We start from the raw sequence: 18,475 nt of genomic DNA on the forward strand, positions 1-18,475 counted from the left end.
CCGATGGCGATGCGGGACGTCAGCCGCCGGGTCCTGGAGCTCCACCCCGGCGAGCCGTTCCGGGCCGGGCCGGGCGGCGCCGCCGAGACGGCGCCGCGCGCCCTGCTCGGCGGGGGCGAGCTGCGCAAGTTCGGCTGGAAGGTGCTCGACGCGAGCATGGCCGACGGCATCACGTACGCGCCGGTCCCGTTCGGCTCGGCCTCGATCAGCGAGGCCAACCGGGCCGTGGTGGCCGGGCGGGCGTTCGCGCTGGAGCGCGACACGGGCACCACCAGGCTGTTCTTCGTGTGGCTGCCGAGCGCGCTGGCCGACCGGCTGGCCAAGGGCACGATGACGGGCCCGCTGAACTTCCACGTCATCTTCCACACGCCGACCTACCTGGACAGCTACGTGAAGAGCCGCCCGTACTGGACCGGCAAGAACCCCTCGGACAGGGTGGCGTACTACGTGCGGCTGGGCGCGCGCTACCTGTCGACGGACTTCCGGGCGGTCGCCCACCACGTCATGGCCGTCACCGCCCGCGACCCGAACCTGGCCTACGTCGTCCCGATCGCCGACCTGAGCGGCAACCTGTCCGACCTGACCACGCCCGGCGGGCTGCTCGGCGCGCTGACCGAGGTGAACGCGGCGCTGGCCGCCCTGCTGTCCGGGCCGGCGCCGTCCGGCAAGGTGGGCGGCGTGATGCTGTCGGCCTACAGCCACAGCGGCGACCGGATCGTGGCGCTGATGCGCCACATCAGCGGGGCGCCGTTCTTCACCGAGCACCTGATGCAGATCAACGCCTTCGACGTCAACCTCGGCGACAACGACCAGCAGCGGCTGCCCGAGCTGGCCCGGATGTGGGAGGGCGTGCGGCAGTGGGCCACGCTCAACCGCCGCGCCCGCGCGTACGTCTACACCGCCTACCGCAGCCACTACGCCCAGTGCCTGGCCTCGCCCGTGCCGCGAGGGGCCGCGTGGACGGACCGGGCGGACGTCAAGCTCGACGACGTGACCTGGTCCGACAGCGCCGCCAAGGCCGCGCCCGGCCAGTCACGGGGGGTCGCGTCGGAGGCGTACGGGCCGGACGGGCGGTTCGGGGTGGTCTGCCTGCCGGTGTCGTTCTTCCGCTTCTACCTGGAGAACCATCACCACGGCAAGACGGAGATCATCGGCAACACGGCGCGCGGCTGGCACGACGGCGAGTACGACATCGGCCGCGCCCACGGTCACGGCCTGTTCCTGCGCGGGCTCATGTCGCACGCCGTCGCCCGCGCCGACCCCGTCTTCTTCGCCCCCGTCCGGCGCGTGCCGTGACCCGCTCCCCGGTTGGCCGGAACCTACAAGACCGCAGGTCGCCGGCGTAGCAGGATGGCCGTATGACCTTCGACCGTTCCGTGGCCGCCGCGTTCATGGCCGGCCACGCGAGAGTTCTCGACCGGCGCCGCTTCGACTTGCTGTGGGGCGGCGGCGACCGGCCCGGCGTGCTCGCCGCGCTGGACGCCTACCGCAATCCCGACGGCGGCTACGGGTGGGGCCTGGAGCCGGACCTGCGCTCACCCGAGAGCCAGCCGGGGGCCGCGCTGCACGCGTTCGAGGTGTTCGCGGAGATCGCGCCCGCGACCTCGCCGCACGCGGTGGCGCTGTGCGACTGGCTGGCCTCGGTGACGCTGCCCGACGGCGGGCTGCCGTTCGCGCTGCCGCTGGCCGTCCCGGCGGCGACCGCGCCGTGGTGGGCGGGCGCTCCCCACGACGTCTCCTCGCTCCAGATCACCGCCGTGTCGGCGGCCGCCGCGTACCGCGTCGCCGCGCACGACCCGGCCGTGGCCGCCCATCCGTGGCTCGCGCGGGCGACCGGCTACTGCCTGGAGGCGATCGAGGAGCTCACCGATCCGCACGCGTACGTGCTGTCGTTCGCGGTGCAGTTCCTGGACGCCGTGCACGAGTCCGTGGCGGAGCTGCGCGGCGAGGCGGCGCGGCTGCTGGAGCGGCTGAGCGGGCACTTCCCCGCCGAGGGCGTGCTGCCGGTGGCGGGCGGCGCCGAAGGGGAGGTGCTCAGGCCGCTCGACGTCGCGCCGTACCCGGACCGGCCGGCCCGCACGCTGTTCGCGCCCGAGGTGATCGCGGCCGACCTGGACCGGCTGGCGGCCGGGCAGCAGGACGACGGCGGGTGGAGCGTCGACTACGCCCGGATCTCCCCGGCGGGGGCGCTGGAGTGGCGCGGCGCCGCCACCGTGCGGGCCGTCGACGTGCTGCGGCGCAACGGGCGCAGCTGACCTCCGGGACTGTCGGTGCGGGCTTCTAAGCTTGGGGCCATGGCACGGGCAAACGAGGAGGCTGCGGCCGCCCTCCAGGAATACGCGGAGCTGTTCGCGCTCACCGGGGGCGACGCGTTCCGGGTGCGCAGTTATCAGAAGGCGGCCAAGGCGATCGCCGGCTACCCCGACGACATCGCCGCCGTCGACGTGCGCGCCGTCCCCGGCGTGGGCGAGGCGATCGCCAAGAAGATGGAGGAGTTCCTGCAGCGCGGGAGCTTCCGGCAGCTCGACGACCTGCGCGGGCGGGTGCCCGACGGGGTGCGGCGGCTGACCCGGGTGCCTTCGCTCGGGCCCAAGACCGCGATCATGCTGTTCGAGGACTTCGGCATCGACTCGCCCGTCGCGCTCGGCGAGGCGATCGCCGCCGGCCGCCTCGACGGGGTCAAGGGCCTCGGCCCCAAGACGCTGGCCAACCTCGCCAAGGGCATCGAGCAGCTGGAGCAGTCGGGCCGCCGCGTCCACATCGGCGTCGCGATGGCGCTGGCCGAGCAGGTCATGGGCTCGCTGGAGGCCGAGCGCATCGGCTACGCGGGCTCGCTGCGCCGGATGAAGGACACGATCGGCGACATCGACATCCTGGCCGTGGCCGACGAGTCGATCATGACGGCCTTCCGCGCCCAGCCGTACGTGGCCGAGGTCATCGCGGCCGGCGACAAGAAGACGTCCGTGCGCACCACCTCCGGCATGCAGGTCGACCTGCAGGTGGTGCCCGCGGGCTCGTGGGGCGCCGCGATGCAGTACTTCACCGGCTCGAAGGAGCACAACGTGGCCATCCGGGAGATGGCGGTGAAGAAGGGCTGGAAGCTGTCCGAATACGGGCTGTTCGACGGTGAGCGGGTGATCGCCGCCGAGTCCGAGGAGGAGATCTACGCGGCGCTCGGCATGCAGTTCGTGCCGCCGCCGATGCGCGAGGACGGCGGCGAGGTGCAGGCCGCGCTCCGCGGCGAGTTGCCCGCACTGCTCCAGCTGGCCGACCTGCGCGGCGACCTCCACACGCACACCGACCTGACCGACGGCATCGCCTCGCTGGAGGACATGGTGGCCGCCGGCGCCGCCCGGGGCTACTCCTACTACGCCGTCACCGACCACGCCCCCGACCTGGCCATGCAGCGCATGACCCTCGACAAGGCGCTGGAGCAGCGCGAGCGCGTCGCCGCGTTGCAGCCGCGCCATCCCGGCATGCGCATCCTGCACGGCACCGAGCTCAACATCGCGCCCGACGGGTCGGTCGACTGGCCGGGCGAGGTGCTGCGCACGTTCGACGTGTGCGTGGCGTCGGTTCACTCCCACTTCTCGATGCCGCGCGACGAGATGACCCGGCGCTTCATCGCCGCCTGCGAGAACCCGTACGTGGACATCATCGGCCACCCCACCACCCGCAAGATCGGCAAGCGGGAGCCGGTCGACGCCGACTGGGACGCGATCTTCCGCGCGGCGGCGCGCACCGGCACCGCCATGGAGATCGACTCCTACCCCGACCGCTCCGACCTGCCCTCCGACCTGGTGCGGCTGGCCAAGCACCACGGGGTCAAGTTCTCCGTCGACAGCGACTCGCACGCCATCCCGCACCTGGCGCACCAGCGGTTCGGCGTGGGCATCGCGCAGCGCGCCTGGCTCACCGCCGACGACGTGATCAACGCCTGGCCGCTCGACCGGCTGCTCGCCTTCCTCGGCCGCTGACCGGGCGGCCCTGGGCCTGCCTGCCTCACGCCACCGTCCTCCCCCGGGCCGCCCGGGGAGGGGCGGGATGTTACCCATTGTCACCGTTGGGCATGGATCGGTGAAGGGGAAATCGATCGGAGGAGGAGGGCGTGGCTTGCGCTGCGGCCGATTACATGGTTAACAGGTAGGAAATGTTGCTGGGGAAAGGCGGGAGGTCAGGCATGGCGCATTCGCTGGTGACGATGGTGAAGCCGGTGCCGGCAAGCCTGTTCGTGCTGCGCGACAGCGGCGCGGAGATGCGCTGGGAGGGCATGGCGGGCCAGGGCTACCACACGCCCACCGACCGGTTCTTCGTACGCAACCACACCTACACGCCGATCATCGACGCGGCCACCTGGCGGCTGCGGGTGCACGGCGAAGGGCTGCGGCAGGCGGCCGGCTACTCCTACGACGACCTGCTCGCCATGCCGTCGCGCACGATCGACGCCGCCATCGAGTGCGCGGGCAACGGGCGGCGCTTCTACGAGACGCAGCAGGGCGAGCCCGCGCCGGGGACCCCGTGGGGCCTCGGCGCCGTCGGGGTGGCGCGGTGGCGGGGAGTGCCGCTGCGCGACCTGCTGAAGGCATCCGGCATCCGGCGCGAGGCCGTGGACGTGCTCGCCCAGGGACTCGACGCGCCGTTCGAGCACTACGGCCGGGTGCGCCGGCCGCTGCCCGCGGACAAGGCGATGGACGACGTCCTCGTCGCGTACGAGATGAATGGCGAGCCCCTCCCGCACGACCACGGATTTCCGGTGCGCCTGGTGGTGCCGGGATGGGCGGGAATAGCGTCCATCAAGTGGCTGGGCGACATCGAAGTTCTCACCCGGCCGATATTCACGCCGTGGAACACCGAGTTCTACCGCGACGTCACCGAACTCCCCGTGAAGAGCGCGTTCGAACTCCCCTGGGACGCGACGCTGCCGGCGGGCCTGCCGCTCGTGCTCCACGGCAGGTCGTGGTCCGGGCACGGCCGCGTCGTCCGGGTGGAGGTCAGCGTCGACGGCGGCGCCACCTGGCGCACCGCCGAACACCACGGCCACCACCTGGTCAGAGCCTGGCTGCCCTGGCACGTGGAGTGGGCGCCGAACCGGCCCGGACGGCACGTGCTGATGGCCAGGGCGACGGACGAGACCGGCGCGACCCAGCCGATGGAGGCGCCGTGGCATCCGCAGGGCTACGGGTTCGGCGCCGTCGTGCGGCATCCGGTGCAGGTGGTCCTCGGTTAGGGAAATGTCACGGAAGCGCGCTGAGCTGGCCAATCAGCGAATGGGCCGCACGGGGCCGCCGAATTCATCTGTAAGACTTTCGCGGAAACGTCCGGGAAATTCTTCTGTGCGATCGTCGGCTTCATCGCTGGGGAACTCGCTGGGGAAGTCGCTGGGGAAAAGGAGAGCAGATGCGCCAGCTGACCGCGCTCGACGCGCAGTTCCTCAACGTCGAGTCCGCGACGACCGCCGCGCACGTGGCGGGGCTGGCGATCGTGGACCCCGCCGGCGGGCGGCTCAACCGGCAGGCGCTCGCCGACCTCCTGCGGCGGCGCCTCCACCTCGCCCCGGCGCTGGGGCTGCGGCTGGCCGAGGTGCCGTTCGGGCTGGACCGGCCCTACTGGGTCACCGATGCGGAGCTCGACCTCGACCGGCACCTGTTCGAGCTGACGCTCCCGGCTCCGGGCGGGGATCGGCAGCTCGCGGAGGCGGTGGCGCGGATCCACGCCCGGCGGCTGGACCGGGCGCGTCCGCTGTGGGAGATGCACCTCATCCACGGGCTCGCCGGTGGCCTCGTCGGCGTCTACACCAAGGTCCACCACGCGGCCATCGACGGCGTCTCGGGCGCCGAAACGCTGGCCGCCCTCCTCGACCTGACCCCCGACGGCCCCCTGCCCACCAGCCTCACGACCTCCCTCAGCCGGGGGTCGGCGTCCGCCGCCCGGGAGCCGGCGTCCATGACCCCGGGAGGCCCGGCCGATCAGGGCCCCGCGCCGACCGGCTCGGACGCGTCCCCGCTGCCGGGGCACCTCGCCCCCGGCACCGCACCGGCACCCCATGCCGACAGCCGCGCGACGGAAGCCCGTGCCGACGGGGGCGTGGCGTGCTCCGAACCCAAGGCCGCGGTCGACGGCGAGGGGCTTGGCCTTTCGGGGGCTGCCGGCGGCGCGGGCGCGTACGGGCGGGAGGGGGAGCCCGGGGTGGTGGGGATGCTGGCCGGGGCGGTGGCGCGGGTGGCGGGGCAGCCGGTGCGGGCGGCGGGGGCGCTCGTGCGGGCGGCCGCGGATCTGGACGTGATCCCGCTGGCCGGGGCGCTGCCCGGGGCGCGGCTGGTGGCCAGGGCGGCGCGGGCGCTGGCGGGTGATCGGCGGCCCCGGCCGGAGGTGCCGGAGGGGCCGGGGGTGATCGCGCCGCGGACGCCGTTCAACGGCCCGATCAGCGCGGGACGGCGGCTGGCGTTCGGGTCGGTGTCGCTCAAGGACGTGAAAACCGTCGCCCGCGCGCACGGTCTGAGCGTGAACGACGTGGTCATGGCGTTGTGCACGTCGGCGCTGCGGTCGTGGCTGTCGGAGCGGGACGCGCTGCCCGAGGGGCCGCTGGTCGCGGCTGTGCCCGTGGCGGTGCGGGAGCCGGAGGCGCGGGACGCGGTCGGCAACCAGATCTCCGCGCTGATCGCCCCACTGCCCACGCATGAGCCCGATGCCCGCGTACGGCTGCGCGAGGTGGGGGCGGCGATGGCGGCGGCCAAGCGGCGGTTCGCGGTGGCGCCCGCGCGGTGGCTGGACGAGCTGTGCTCGATGCTGCCCGCGCCGGTCACCGCCCTGGCGACTCCGGCGATCTTCCGGCTGGCGTCGGTGGCGTTCCCGCCGATCAACCTGATCATCAGCAACGTCCCCGGCCCGCAGTTCCCGCTCTACCTGTGCGGGGGGCGGGTGCTGTCGTACTACCCGATGTCGGTGCTGACGGACATGACGGGCGGCGTCAGCATCACGTGCTTCTCCTACGACGGCATGCTCGACTTCGGCGTGGTGGCGTGCCCGGAGCGCATGTCCGATGTGTGGAGCCTGGCCGGGCATCTGCGGGCGGCGCTGGACGAGCTGCTGGAGGGCATGGCGGCCGAGGCCGACGCCTACAGCGACGCCGCCGCCCCGGCCTCCGGCTAGCCCCGCGGCTCGCGCGGCTCCCCGATCTTCGGGCCGGACGTGCCGATAATGACGAGATGAGATCGATCGGCACCACGGACCTGTCCGTGCACCCCATAGCGCTCGGCACCAACGTCTTCGGCTGGACGGCGGACAAGGAGACCTCGTTCGCGATCCTCGACGCCTACACCGAGGCCGGCGGCAACTTCATCGACACCGCCGACGTCTACCCGTACTGGGTCACCGGCGAGTCCACGTCGGAGTCCTTCATCGGCGAGTGGATGGCCACCCGCCGCAACCGTGACACGCTCGTGCTCGCCACCAAGGTCGGCATGCTGGAGGGGCTGAAGGGCCTGGCCCCGCGCACGATCCGCACCGCCGTGGAGAACTCGCTGCGCCGCCTGCGCACCGACCGGATCGACCTCTACTGGGCGCACGTGGACGACACCGACACGCCGCTGGCCGAGTCGCTGGGCGCGTTCGGCGAGCTGGTCACCGAGGGGAAGGTGCGGCACGTCGGCGCCTCCAACTACGCCGCCGACCGGCTCGCCGAGGCGCTGAAGGTGGCGCGGGAGGAGGGCCTGCCGGCGTACGTCGCCCTCCAGCAGCCGTACAACCTGGTGGAGCGCGGCTACGAGGGCGAGCTGCGTGACGTCGTGGAGCGCGAGGGGCTGTCCAGCACGCCGTACTTCGGGCTGGCGCGCGGCTTCCTGACGGGCAAGTACGCGCCGGGCGTCACCGTCGACAGCCCGCGCGCCGCCCAGGCGGCCCGCTACCTGAAGTTCGAGTACGGGCTGCGCACGCTGGAGGCGCTGGCCAAGGTGGCCGCCGAGCGCGGGGTCAAGCCCGCCACGGTCGCGCTGGCGTGGCTGGCCGCCCAGCCGACGATCACCTCGGCGATCACCAGCGGGCGTGACCTCACGCAGCTCGGGCCGCTGCTGGCGGCGGCGGAGCTGACGCTGTCGGACGACGAGCTCGCCCTCCTCGACGAGGCCTCCCGCCCCTGACGGTTCCGCCGCATCCGGGGGGAGGTTCAGCGAGTTCAACGGGGTTCGGCGAGGTCCGACGGGGTTCGGCGGGAGTCAGCCGGTACGGCCTCGCCCGGGTCAGCGGATGCGGTCGACGAGCGTGAGGCAGAGGGCGCGCAGGGCGGTGTCGCCGGGGAGGCAGGCGTCCATGAGCTCCAGGGCCGAGGCGGCGTGCCGGGCGGCCAGGTCGAGGGCCGCCCGCCTGCCTCCGGCGTGCTCGACGAGCCGGGCGGCGTGCCGTACGGCGTCGTCGTCCGGGGCCGCGTGGCCCGGCGCGGGGTCACCCGAGGCGGGGCCGTCCAGGGCGGCGGCGTCGAGGGCGGCGGCCAGCTCGGCGGCCGGCGGGCTGCCCGCGGACAGGACGGCCAGGACGGGGAGCGTCTTCTTGCCGCGCCGCAGGTCGCTGTGGATGGGTTTGCCCGTGACGGCCGGGTCGCCCCAGATGCCGAGCACGTCGTCGTAGATCTGGAAGGCGACGCCGAACGCGCACCCCATGTCCCAGGCGGTTTCGGCGAGCTCGGGCCGGCCGCCGAGCGCGACGCCGGTCGCGGCGGCGGCGGCGAGCAGGCTTCCGGTCTTGCCTGCGGCCATCACCTCGTACTCGGCGACGGTGACGGCGTCGCGGCCGAGCCAGGGGCGGCTCTCGAAGGCCAGGTCGCGCGTCTGCCCCTGGACGAGCTCGACCAGCGCCCTGGACAGGTGGCGCATGGGCTCGCCGGTCCCCGCCAGCCGGGCGACGGCCAGCGCGAGCAGCGCGTCGCCGGTCAGCAGCGCGGGCCCCACGCCGTACGCCTTCCACAGCGCCTGGCGGTGCCTGCGCCGCTCGTCGGCGTCCATGATGTCGTCGTGCACCAGCGAGAACGCGTGCACGAGCTCCACCGCGACCGCGCCCGGCAGCCCGGCCTCCAGCGGCGCGCCGGCGGCCTCGGCCGCGAGCATCGCGATGGCGGGCCGCAGGTGCTTGCCGCCGTCACCGTCGGCCGGTCGCCCGTCCACGTCGGACCAGCCGAGCGTGAACGCGGCCATCCTGGCGCCCCACGGATGCAGGCCCGACACGGCCTCCCGCAGCGCGGGCTCCAGCAGCCGGCGGCAGCGGGCGATCGCGTCGCCGGCGGGGCCGGGGGCCGCGGACTGGCCGACGGTCATGACATCTCCTACCCAACGTACGATCTTGAATCTATATGCAGCATCATGTGATACTCCACCCTGATCACTAACTTTTGTCAGGAGATGTCCGACAGCTGAGACGGACATGGAGGAGAGCCGCGTGTCCACCGGGACCGAAGCCGCCAGACGAGCCAGGATCCTCCCCTTCCTCCGCGCGCTGGCCAGGCACCACCGCTCCCCCATCGACGCCTTCGAGGAAGCCGGCGCCCGGGCGGGCGGCGAGCTGGTCCGTCTGAACATGGGACCGTTCCAGCCATACCTGATCACCCATCCCGATCACGTCCAGCACGTGTTACGCGGCAACCAGCCCAACTACGTGCGCGAGGGCATGTTCTGGGACCCGCTGGCGCCGCTGATCGGCAAGGGCATCCTGTCAGACGGCCCCGACTGGGCGGAGAGCAGGCGCATCGTGCAGCCGCTGTTCACCGCCCGGCAGCTCGAAGGGCTCGGCGAGCGGATGGCCGCGATCATCGCCGAGCTGGTGGACGGGACGCTGACGCCGGGGCGGCCGTTCGACGTGGCGGCGGCCATGTCCGCGATCGTGCACGCGACGACCGTGCGGCTGTTCTTCGGCGAGTCGATCTCCGGCGCGGACATCGACCGGCTGGCCCCGGCCTACGACACCGGCGTGACGGCGCGGGCCATCAGGCTCGTGCTGCCGTCGGTGCCGCAGCGCTGTCCGATGCCCGGTGACCGGGCGTTCGGCCGGGCCGTGGCGACCATCGACGAGGTCGTGTACCCGCGCATCGAGCACGCTCGGCAGCGCGAGGGCAGCGGTGACAGCGCGGGCGACGTCGTCTCGGCACTGTGCCGGGCCCCGTACGCCGACAAGGGCGACCGGCGGGTGCGCGACGACATGGTGGCCATCCACGGCGCCGCCACCGAGACCGCCGCCACGGCGCTGACCTGGGTGTGGCCGGTGCTCGACGCCCATCCGGAGATCGCGGCCAAGGTGTACGAGGAGATCACCCGGGTCGTCGGCGACGGCCCGGTCACGGTCGGCCACCTGCCCGCGCTGACGTACCTGCGGATGTTCCTCAGCGAGCTGCTGCGGCTGTACCCGCCGGGCTGGATCCTGCCGCGCAAGGCGCTCGCGGACGACGTGATCGACGGCGTGGCGATCGAGGCGGGCGCCACGGTGGTGCTGAGCCCGTTCCTGACGCAGCGGCTGCCGCAGGTGTGGGAGCGCCCGCTGGAGTTCGACCCCGAGCGGTTCGCGCCGGGGAACGAGAGACGGCGGTCGCGGTACGCGTACTTCCCGTTCGCGGCCGGGCCGCACTCGTGCGTGGGGCCGCACCTGTTCATGATGGAGGCGCAACTGCTGCTCGCCGGGATCCTGCGCTCGTACCGGCCGGTGCTGCACACGCCCGGGCCGGTGGCGCCCCGGCTGGCCTCGACGCTGCGGCCCACGGCGGGGCTGACGATGACGCTCGTCCCGGCGGCACGGTCATGATCGCGGACAGCGGGACCGGCCGGACGAGCGGGATCGACGGGTCGATGCCCGCCGTCGGCGGCGCGGAGCTGGGGCGGACGTGCGCGCTGGCCGTCGAGTGCGCCCGCGAGCTGGCCCGCGACGCCGGGCGGCACCCCGAACTGTTCCCCGCCAAGCCGTTCGACGCCGGGTTCTACCACTCGCTGGCGCTCGTGGGCGCGTTCGGCTCGCCCTGGGCGACGGCCCGCGAGCTGCGCGCGGTCAACCGGGCGGCGCTGTGGGTGTTCGCGGTGGACCTGCTCATCGACCACGTCGCCACCTCCCGCGACGAGGTGGCCGACCTCGTCGGCGCCTGCCTGGCCGTGGCCGACGGCGCCGAACCGCGCACCCCCGCCACCCACTTCCTCGCCGAGCTGCGCGACGAGGCCGGCTCCCCCGCCTGGCGCGACCAGCTCGGACGCATGCTGGCCGCCATGTCCCGCGAATGGGACTGGCGCACCGGCGACCGGCCGGACCTGGCGACGTACCTGGACAACGCCGACAGCACCGGCTCCTCGTTCGTCAACCTCGCGCACTGGAACGCCACCGGCGACCCGTGGACGCTCGCCAACCTCGACCGCGTCCGCGCCGTCGGCGACGAGGTGCAGCGCTACCTGCGGCTGCTGAACGACCTCGCCACCCGCGACCGCGAAGCCGGCTGGGGCGACGTGAACGCGCTCACGCTCGGCGCCGCACCCGCCGAGGTGACGGCCCGGATGGCCGAGCTGTCGCAGCGCGCCGTCGCCCTCATCGAGCCGCTGCGCGACACCGCGCCGCGTACCGCCCTCTATCTGGAGCGACAGTTGACGTTCAACACGGGCTTCTACGGACTGGCGGACTTCTGGGGGGCGCTGTGAACGTCACCCGCGAGGCTCAGGCTCTGGTCTCCACGCTGATGGCGCTGCCGTGGGGTCAGGTGTCGGCGTCCATCTACGAGACGGGCCGCCTCGTCACGCTCGCGCCGTGGCTCACCGGGCACCGCGAACGGGTCGCGTACCTGCTGGAGCGGCAGCTTCCTGACGGGTCGTGGGGGGCGCCCGACGGGTACGGGCTGGTGCCGACGCTGAGCGCCACGGAGGCGCTGCTGTCGGCGGGCGGCGCCTTCGAGGCCGGTGCCGCCGAGCTGCGGGAGGCGGCCGGGCGCGGGCTGCGGGTGCTGCGGCCGTGGCTGGCCGGGCCGGTGGAGCTGCCCGACATGCCGGCGGTGGAGCTGATCGTGCCGTCGCTGGTCGCGCTCATCAACGCGCACGCGGTGGGGGCGCCGCTGCCGCTGCCCGACGGGATGGACTTCGCGCGGGTCGAACGGCTCCGGCACGTGGTCCGGTCCGGGGCCGCGCTGCCGGAGAAGCTGCTGCACGCGCTGGAGGTGGCGGGGCCCGCGGCGGGCAACGCGCACGCGGTGCGGCCGACCCCCATCGGCACCGTCGGCGCCTCCCCCGCCGCCACCGCCGCCTGGCTCGGCGCCGTACCTCCGGACCCGCGTACGGAGCCGCATCCGGACCTGCGTCCGGACCCGCGTCCGGGCACGCGCTCCGGCGAGCCCGCCGACGCGCTCGCGGGCCGCGGGCCGGCGGGAAGGACCGCCCTGCTCGACGCCCCGGCGCGCCCGGTCCCGACGGGGCCGGCGACGGTGGCGGGGCCGCTCCTCCTGGCCGGACCGGCGGACCTCCACGTTCCGGAGGGGTCCGGTGGGACCGCCTCCCGGGGGTCGTCCTCCTTCGACGGCAGCCCCGTCCCCGGTGCGGACGGGGGGCAGGGGGAAGTGGTCCGGGCGCACCTGGAGGCCGTGGTCAGCCGGTACGGGGGGCCGGTGCCGGTGGGGTTCCCGATCACCGTGTTCGAGCGCGGATGGGTGCTGAGCTGGCTGATCAGGGCGGGGGTGCCGGTGACGGCGCCGCCGGAGATGGTGGCGGACCTGCGGGCGGCGATCGGCCCGGCGGGCACGCCGGCCGGTCCGGGGCTTCCGGCGGACGCCGACACGACGTCCGTGGCGCTGTACGCGCTGGCGCTGGTGGGGCAGCCGCACGATCCGGCGAGCCTGCTGGAGTTCGACGTGGGCACGCACTTCTGCACCTGGCAGGGCGAGGACGGCTTCTCCGTGAGCGTGAACGCGCACGTCCTGGACGCGTTCGGGGCGTACGCGGCGCGCCGCCCGGACCGCGCGCGGGCGTACGCGCCGGTGGTGCGCAGGCTGTCGGCGCTGCTGGCCGACCGGCAGCAGCCCGACGGGAGCTGGGACGACCGCTGGCACGCCTCTCCGTTCTACGCGACGCTGAGCTGCGTGCTGGCGCTCGGCGAGTACGGCGGGCCGGGGCGGGCGGAGGCGATCCGGCGGGCTCGCGCGTGGGTGCTGTCCGCGCAGCGGCCGGACGGGTCGTGGGGCCGCTGGGAGGGCACGCTGGAGGAGACCGCGTACGCGCTGCAGGCGCTGCTCGCGTGCGACAAGGAACTGGACGAGCAGTACGAGTCTGCCGTCGACCGTGGATATCGGTATTTGCGCACGGTAGCGGATATTTCGGAGCATCCGCCGTTATGGCATGACAAGGACCTTTACACGCCGTTCGCGATCGTACGGTCCGCGATCCTGGCCGCGTTACACCTGTGCGAGACCAAGGCGAAGACAGGACAAATTCGGACGTAACGCTATTAACGGGCAGGTACCCGGCTTGAGGTGGGTTTGAGCCATTGCTAAGGTAAGCCCGGCACTGGATGTCGGAAATATCGCTCTATAGCTTGACTTCCAGTTTGACGCAATCCCCTTACCTGGATGGCTTATATGCGTTTGCGCAATACGCGCGTGCGAACAAAGGTGACAGCACTGCTGGTGTCCCTGGTCGCGCTGTGGGCGTTCGCCGCATGGGTGACGCTGCGCGAAGGCGTGAACCTGGTCGGCGCCACCACGGTCGACAGCGAGGCGGTGCAGCCCAGCGAACGGCTGCTGGCCGAGCTCCAGCGCGAGCGCCGCCTGACGATGGCCGGCATCGGCACGGGCGGCCCCCTGCCCGGCCAGGCCCTGCGCGAGCAGCGGGCCAGGACCGACGCCGCCGGCGCCGCCCTGCGGGAGAGCGCGGGCGGCACCCTGGTGCAGCTCGCGGCCGACGACGTGCTGACCGGCCGCCTGAACGAGGCGCTCACGAGCGTCGCCAAGCTCCCCGCCACGCGCAAGGCCATCGACGCGGCCGGGCCCGGCCGCATGACGGCGGCGAGCGCGTACGACCACATCATCGACTCGCTCTACGACATGTTCGACTCGGTGGCCTCGCTCGACGACAAGGAGATCGCCAAGGACGCCCGGACCATGCTGGCGCTCAGCCGGGCCAGCGAGAGCCTGGCCCGCACCGACGCGATGGTGGCGCGGGTGCTGGCGCGCGGACAGTTCACGCCCGCCGAGTACACCGCGTTCGTGCGCGGCACCGGCATCTACCGCTACAACCTGGAGCAGGCCGCCGAGCAGCTGCCCGCGCCCGACCTGGCCGCGTACGAGGCGTGGACCAGGAGCAAGCCCGCGCTGCGGCTGCAGGAGCTGGAACAGCGGCTCGTCACGCAGATCGACAACGCCGGGCCGCCGCCGGTCACCGCCGCCGAGTGGCAGGCGACCGCCGAGCCGGCCCGCGCCGGCATCGAGAAGATCATCGTCGACGGCGGTGACCGGCTGGTCGAGCGGGCCGTCCCCGGCGCGGTCGGCGTCATCGCCCGCCTGCTGCTGGCCGGCGGGCTCGGCCTGGTCGCCGTCGTGGCCTCGATCGTGCTGTCGATCACCACGACGCGGTCGCTGCTGGCCCAGCTCAAGAAGCTGCGCGACGCCGCGCACGAGCTGTCGGACGAGCGGCTGCCCGGCGTGGTCGAGCGGATCGGGCACGGCGAGGTCGTGGACGTCTCCCGTGAGGTGCCCGATCTGGACTTCGGCGACGACGAGATCGGGCAGGTGGGACAGGCGTTCAACACGGTGCAGCGCACCGCGGTGAGCGTCGCCGCCGAGCAGGCGGAGCTGCGGCGCAGCATCCGCGACATCCTGCTCAGCCTGGCCCGCCGCACGCAGGGTCTGGTGCACCGGCAGCTCACCGTGCTGGACGTGATGGAGCGCCGCGAGACCGACCCCGAGGAGCTGAAGGAGCTCTTCCGGCTGGACCACCTGGCCATCCGCATGCGGCGCAACGCCGAGAACCTCATCGTGCTGTCCGGCTCCTCCCCCGCCCGCACCTGGCGGCGCTCGGTGCCGATGGTCGACGTGGTGCGCGGCGCGCTGGCCGAGGTCGAGGACTACACGCGGGTCACGCTCATGCCGATGGGCGACGTGGTGCTCGTCGGCCGGGCCGTGGGTGACGTCATCCACCTGCTGGCCGAGCTCATCGAGAACGCCGTGTCGTTCTCGCCGCCGTACACGAGCGTGCAGGTGAGCGGGCAGATGGTGGCCAACGGGTACGTGGTCGAGATCGAGGACCGCGGGCTGGGCATGAAGCCCGAGGACCTGGCGGCGGCCAACGAGCGGATCGCCGACCCGCCGGAGTTCCGGATCACGGGCACGGCGCGGCTCGGGCTGTACGTGGTGAGCCGGCTGGCCGAGCGGCACGACATCCAGGTGGTGCTCAAGCCGTCGCCGTACGGCGGCACCACGGTGGTGGTGCTGCTGCCGCAGGAGCTGGTGGAGCTGAGCGAGGGGCCGGAGCCCGGCGGCGAGCCGGTGGCGAGCCTGCCCCGCCGCCCGGCGGCGCTGACGGGAGTGCCCGGCCCGGCGGGTCAGGGCGCGGGCACGGCCACGGCCGTGCGGCGCGCCCCCGCGGACGCCGGCCGCCCGCTGCCCGGCGAGAACGTGCGGGCGCTGCCGACGGAGAACGTGCGGCCGCTCAAGGTGGCGGCGGCGCCGGAGGACGCCCGGGAGGCCGAGCCGCCGGACCCCGGGCCGTCAGAAGGGGAGGCGACCACGACCGCCCAACCGGACAGGAGCGCGGAAGGCGACGGCGAGGCGGCGAGGTTCACGCCCGGCGGGCTCCCCCTGCGGGTGCCGCAGGCGAACCTGGCCCCGGCGCTGCGCGAGGAGGCCCCGGCCGCCCCGCCCGAGCCCGAGCGGGACGAGGACGAGCCGACCCCGGAGGAGATCCGGGCGCGGATGGGATCTTTGCAGTCGGGCACCCGACTCGGCAGGACCGAGGCGGCCAAACTCATGGACGAGCGGGCAGGAGGCGATACGTGACACCGGGTGCCGGCACAGACCTGAACTGGCTTCTCGACGACCTGGTCGGCCGCGTGAAGGACGCCGAGCACGCGATCGTGCTGTCGTCCGACGGGCTGCTGATGGCCTCGTCGGCCGGGCTGCAGCGGACCGACGGCGAGCACCTGTCGGCCGTGGCCTCCGGCCTGCAGAGCCTGGCCAAGGGCGTCTCCGAGCACGTGGGCGGCGGCCCGGTCAAGCAGACGGTGGTGGAATGGCGTTCGCAGTTTCTCGTGGTGACCGTGGCGGGGCAGCGGGCGTGCCTGGCCGTGCTGTGCGGGCAGGGCGCCGACATCGGCCTGGTCGCCTACGAGATGGCGATGCTGGTGGCGCGCGTCGGCCAGTACCTGACGTCCGGGGCCAGGGCCGGGAGCGACCTGTGACCGAGGAGCACTGGGTCGACCCCGAGATCGTCCGTCCGTACGTGGTGACGCGCGGGCGCACCGCGCCCGTGCACGGCAAGTTCGACCTGATCTCCATGGCGGTCTCCGTCGGGCCGCCGCCGGGGCCGGAGGCCGGGCTCGACCCGGAGCACCACTCGATCCTCCGGCTCTGCCGCGAACCGAAATCCGTGGCGGAGATCGCCGCCCATCTTGACCTGCCCGCGGGCACCATCCGCGTGCTGCTCGGCGACCTGTTCGACAGGGAGCTCGTCTCGGCCCAGGAACCGCAATCCGAGGTGGACATGCGTGACATGAAGATGTACAGGGCGGTGCTCGATGGTCTTCGATCGCTCTGACCGCCCGCGCCTGCCGACGGCGATCAAGATCCTCATCGCCGGAGGGTTCGGCGCGGGCAAGACGACGCTGGTCGGCGCGGTCTCCGAGACCAGGCCGCTGCGCACGGAGGAGGTGCTGACCGACCGGGGCGTCGGCGTCGACGACCTGTCGAGCGTCGAGGCCAAGCGGACGACGACGGTCGCGATGGACTTCGGCCGGATCACGCTGGGCGACGAGTACGTCCTCTACCTGTTCGGCACGCCCGGGCAGGAGCGGTTCTGGTTCGTGTGGGACGAGCTGGCGGAGGGTTCGCTCGGGGCGGTCATCCTGGCCGACACGCGGCGGCTGGCCGACTGCTTCCCGTCGGTCGACTACTTCGAGCGGCGCGGCACGCCGTTCGTGGTGGCGGTCAACTGCTTCGACGGCGCGCCGACGTTCGAGGTCGACGAGGTACGGCTGGCGCTCCAGCTCGACCCGTCGGTTCCGATCATCCTGTGCGACGCGCGGCGGCGGCACTCCAGCCGGGAGGTGCTCATCACGCTGGTGAAGCACTCCGCCCGGCTGCGGGCCGAGCCGGTGGGCTGAACCAGCGGTCCGGCGGGATCCGTACGGGTTCCGGGAACGTCCTCAGGTGCGCGAGCCGCGGCAGCACGCGCGCCAGGCGGTAGGCGGACGGCGGGGTGGCGAGGGCTCCTGACAGCCGCCCGGCCGGGCCCGCCGCCGCCTCGGCCCGCTCCGGCTCGCACACCGGGGCGAGCTCGACCGCGTGGTGCACCACGAGCCGCAGCGCCAGGTCCTCGGCGACCGTCTTGGGGCGCAGGCGTCCCTTCGTGGCCAGCCGGTGGCCGACGTCCTCGACCGTGGCGAGGAAGCGGCGGGTGAAGGCGGCGTCGTAGGCCCCGGCGTACGGCCACGGCAGCTCGGCCAGGGCCCGCACCCGGTGCGGGCCCAGGTCGGCGAGAGTGCGCACGCGGTGGCCCTCGTCGGCCGGGGCGCCGTCGCCGAGCGCCGCCGCGTCGTGCCGCAGGCCGTCGGCCAGCGTCCGGGCCGCCCGCACGAAGGCCCCGGCGAGCCGGCGCGCCTCGTGGGCGGGCAGGCCGAGCCGCCGCACCAGCGCCTGCTCGGCGGGCGCGTGGGCGAGCGCGGACAGCCGCGCCGCCTCCGCCCGGCCCTCGTTGCCGGCGAAGGGCCCCGGCCGATCCTCGTCGTCGGCTCGTGCCCGGCGGGCGTCGCGGGGCGGCAGGCCCGTCCAGGAGTAGCCGGGATCGTGCGGCGGGTCGAGGCAGGTGCGCGCCCCGGCGGCCAGCGCCCGCAGGTACGGCTCCAGCGCCCGCCGGTAGTGCGCGTCCCCGTCCGGGTCGCGCCACAGGCCGTACAGGCAGCACGCGCCGGTGCGCCGGTCCCACGGCTGGACGAGCGACTCCATGACCTCTAGCGCGGTCGTGCGGAGCCGGTCGTCCACGGGGACGGGCAGCCGCGGGAACGACGGGTCGAGGGCCGGGTCGAGGAGCAGGGCCACCTCGCCGGCGGCGGCCAGGCCCGCCTCGGCGACGTCCGGCAGGATCAGGCTGTCCTCGGCGTGCACCGCCTCCAGGACCTGGACCAGCACGGGCAGCGGGTCGGCCAGGCCGTGCAGGTGGTCCTGGACGGCCATCGCCTCGTCGCTGCCGAAGGGGTCGTACCCGTGTCTGCTCACCCGACGATCATGGCGTGGCCGGGGCGGCGGGGGAAGGCGGGCCCGGCGGAGGGGGTG

At 73.8% G+C, this 18,475-nt stretch carries 15 protein-coding genes; 13 read left to right on the forward strand and 2 right to left on the reverse strand.

Going from position 1 to position 18,475, the window contains the following annotated elements; all coding sequences use genetic code 11:
• Nucleotides 1-3: 3 nt before the first annotated feature.
• The 6 genes from KME80_RS20335 (at nt 4) to KME80_RS20360 (ending at nt 8,135) form a co-directional block, all read left to right on the forward strand.
• Nucleotides 4-1,296, forward strand: coding sequence for a hypothetical protein (locus KME80_RS20335; protein ID WP_219507407.1), 1,293 nt, complete (start codon nt 4-6; stop codon nt 1,294-1,296).
• A gap of 62 nt (nt 1,297-1,358) precedes the next feature.
• Nucleotides 1,359-2,255, forward strand: coding sequence for a hypothetical protein (locus tag KME80_RS20340; protein WP_219507408.1), 897 nt, complete (start codon nt 1,359-1,361; stop codon nt 2,253-2,255).
• Nucleotides 2,256-2,294: 39 nt separating this feature from the next.
• Nucleotides 2,295-3,977 (forward strand): DNA polymerase/3'-5' exonuclease PolX, encoded by a 1,683-nt coding sequence (gene polX / locus KME80_RS20345; RefSeq protein WP_219507409.1) that lies wholly within the window; start codon nt 2,295-2,297, stop codon nt 3,975-3,977.
• Between the two features lie 203 nt (nt 3,978-4,180).
• A complete protein-coding gene (locus tag KME80_RS20350) occupies nt 4,181-5,227 on the forward strand; it encodes a sulfite oxidase (RefSeq protein WP_219507410.1) in 1,047 nt (348 codons plus the stop codon).
• A 170-nt stretch (nt 5,228-5,397) separates the two neighbouring features.
• Nucleotides 5,398-7,149, forward strand: a complete 1,752-nt coding sequence (locus KME80_RS20355; RefSeq protein WP_219507411.1) for a wax ester/triacylglycerol synthase domain-containing protein — start codon at nt 5,398-5,400, stop codon at nt 7,147-7,149.
• A 56-nt stretch (nt 7,150-7,205) separates the two neighbouring features.
• Entirely contained in the window at nt 7,206-8,135 is a 930-nt protein-coding gene (locus KME80_RS20360) for an aldo/keto reductase (protein WP_219507412.1), read from the forward strand.
• Between the two features lie 99 nt (nt 8,136-8,234).
• Here the strand turns inward: KME80_RS20360 and KME80_RS20365 are convergent, their stop codons facing one another.
• Nucleotides 8,235-9,302, reverse strand: coding sequence for a polyprenyl synthetase family protein (locus KME80_RS20365; protein ID WP_219507413.1), 1,068 nt, complete (start codon nt 9,300-9,302; stop codon nt 8,235-8,237).
• Nucleotides 9,303-9,423: 121 nt separating this feature from the next.
• Between KME80_RS20365 and KME80_RS20370 the strand changes: the two genes are divergently transcribed.
• The 7 genes from KME80_RS20370 (at nt 9,424) to KME80_RS20400 (ending at nt 17,307) form a co-directional block, all read left to right on the forward strand.
• On the forward strand, nt 9,424-10,776 hold the full coding sequence (locus KME80_RS20370) for a cytochrome P450 (protein ID WP_219507414.1): 1,353 nt from the start codon (nt 9,424-9,426) through the stop codon (nt 10,774-10,776).
• On the forward strand, nt 10,773-11,651 hold the full coding sequence (locus KME80_RS20375) for a terpene synthase family protein (RefSeq protein ID WP_219507416.1): 879 nt from the start codon (nt 10,773-10,775) through the stop codon (nt 11,649-11,651). The genes KME80_RS20370 and KME80_RS20375 overlap by 4 nt, the downstream gene beginning before the upstream one ends.
• Nucleotides 11,648-13,435, forward strand: a complete 1,788-nt coding sequence (locus tag KME80_RS20380; RefSeq protein WP_308125847.1) for a prenyltransferase/squalene oxidase repeat-containing protein — start codon at nt 11,648-11,650, stop codon at nt 13,433-13,435. The genes KME80_RS20375 and KME80_RS20380 overlap by 4 nt, the downstream gene beginning before the upstream one ends.
• 156 nt (nt 13,436-13,591) lie before the next feature.
• Nucleotides 13,592-15,985 (forward strand): sensor histidine kinase, encoded by a 2,394-nt coding sequence (locus KME80_RS20385; protein ID WP_308125848.1) that lies wholly within the window; start codon nt 13,592-13,594, stop codon nt 15,983-15,985.
• Entirely contained in the window at nt 15,982-16,386 is a 405-nt protein-coding gene (locus tag KME80_RS20390; protein WP_219507418.1) for a roadblock/LC7 domain-containing protein, read from the forward strand. Before KME80_RS20385 ends, KME80_RS20390 begins: the two co-directional genes overlap by 4 nt.
• Nucleotides 16,383-16,742, forward strand: a complete 360-nt coding sequence (locus KME80_RS20395; RefSeq protein WP_219507419.1) for a DUF742 domain-containing protein — start codon at nt 16,383-16,385, stop codon at nt 16,740-16,742. The genes KME80_RS20390 and KME80_RS20395 overlap by 4 nt, the downstream gene beginning before the upstream one ends.
• Nucleotides 16,723-17,307, forward strand: coding sequence for a GTP-binding protein (locus KME80_RS20400; RefSeq protein WP_219507421.1), 585 nt, complete (start codon nt 16,723-16,725; stop codon nt 17,305-17,307). The genes KME80_RS20395 and KME80_RS20400 overlap by 20 nt, the downstream gene beginning before the upstream one ends.
• Here the strand turns inward: KME80_RS20400 and KME80_RS20405 are convergent.
• Nucleotides 17,258-18,418, reverse strand: coding sequence for a hypothetical protein (locus KME80_RS20405; protein ID WP_219507423.1), 1,161 nt, complete (start codon nt 18,416-18,418; stop codon nt 17,258-17,260). The two genes, KME80_RS20400 and KME80_RS20405, sit on opposite strands and share 50 nt — an antisense overlap.
• Nucleotides 18,419-18,475: the final 57 nt, after the last annotated feature.

Origin of the sequence: Nonomuraea ceibae (genome assembly GCF_019396325.1) — a bacterium.
GTDB lineage: Bacteria > Actinomycetota > Actinomycetes > Streptosporangiales > Streptosporangiaceae > Nonomuraea > Nonomuraea ceibae.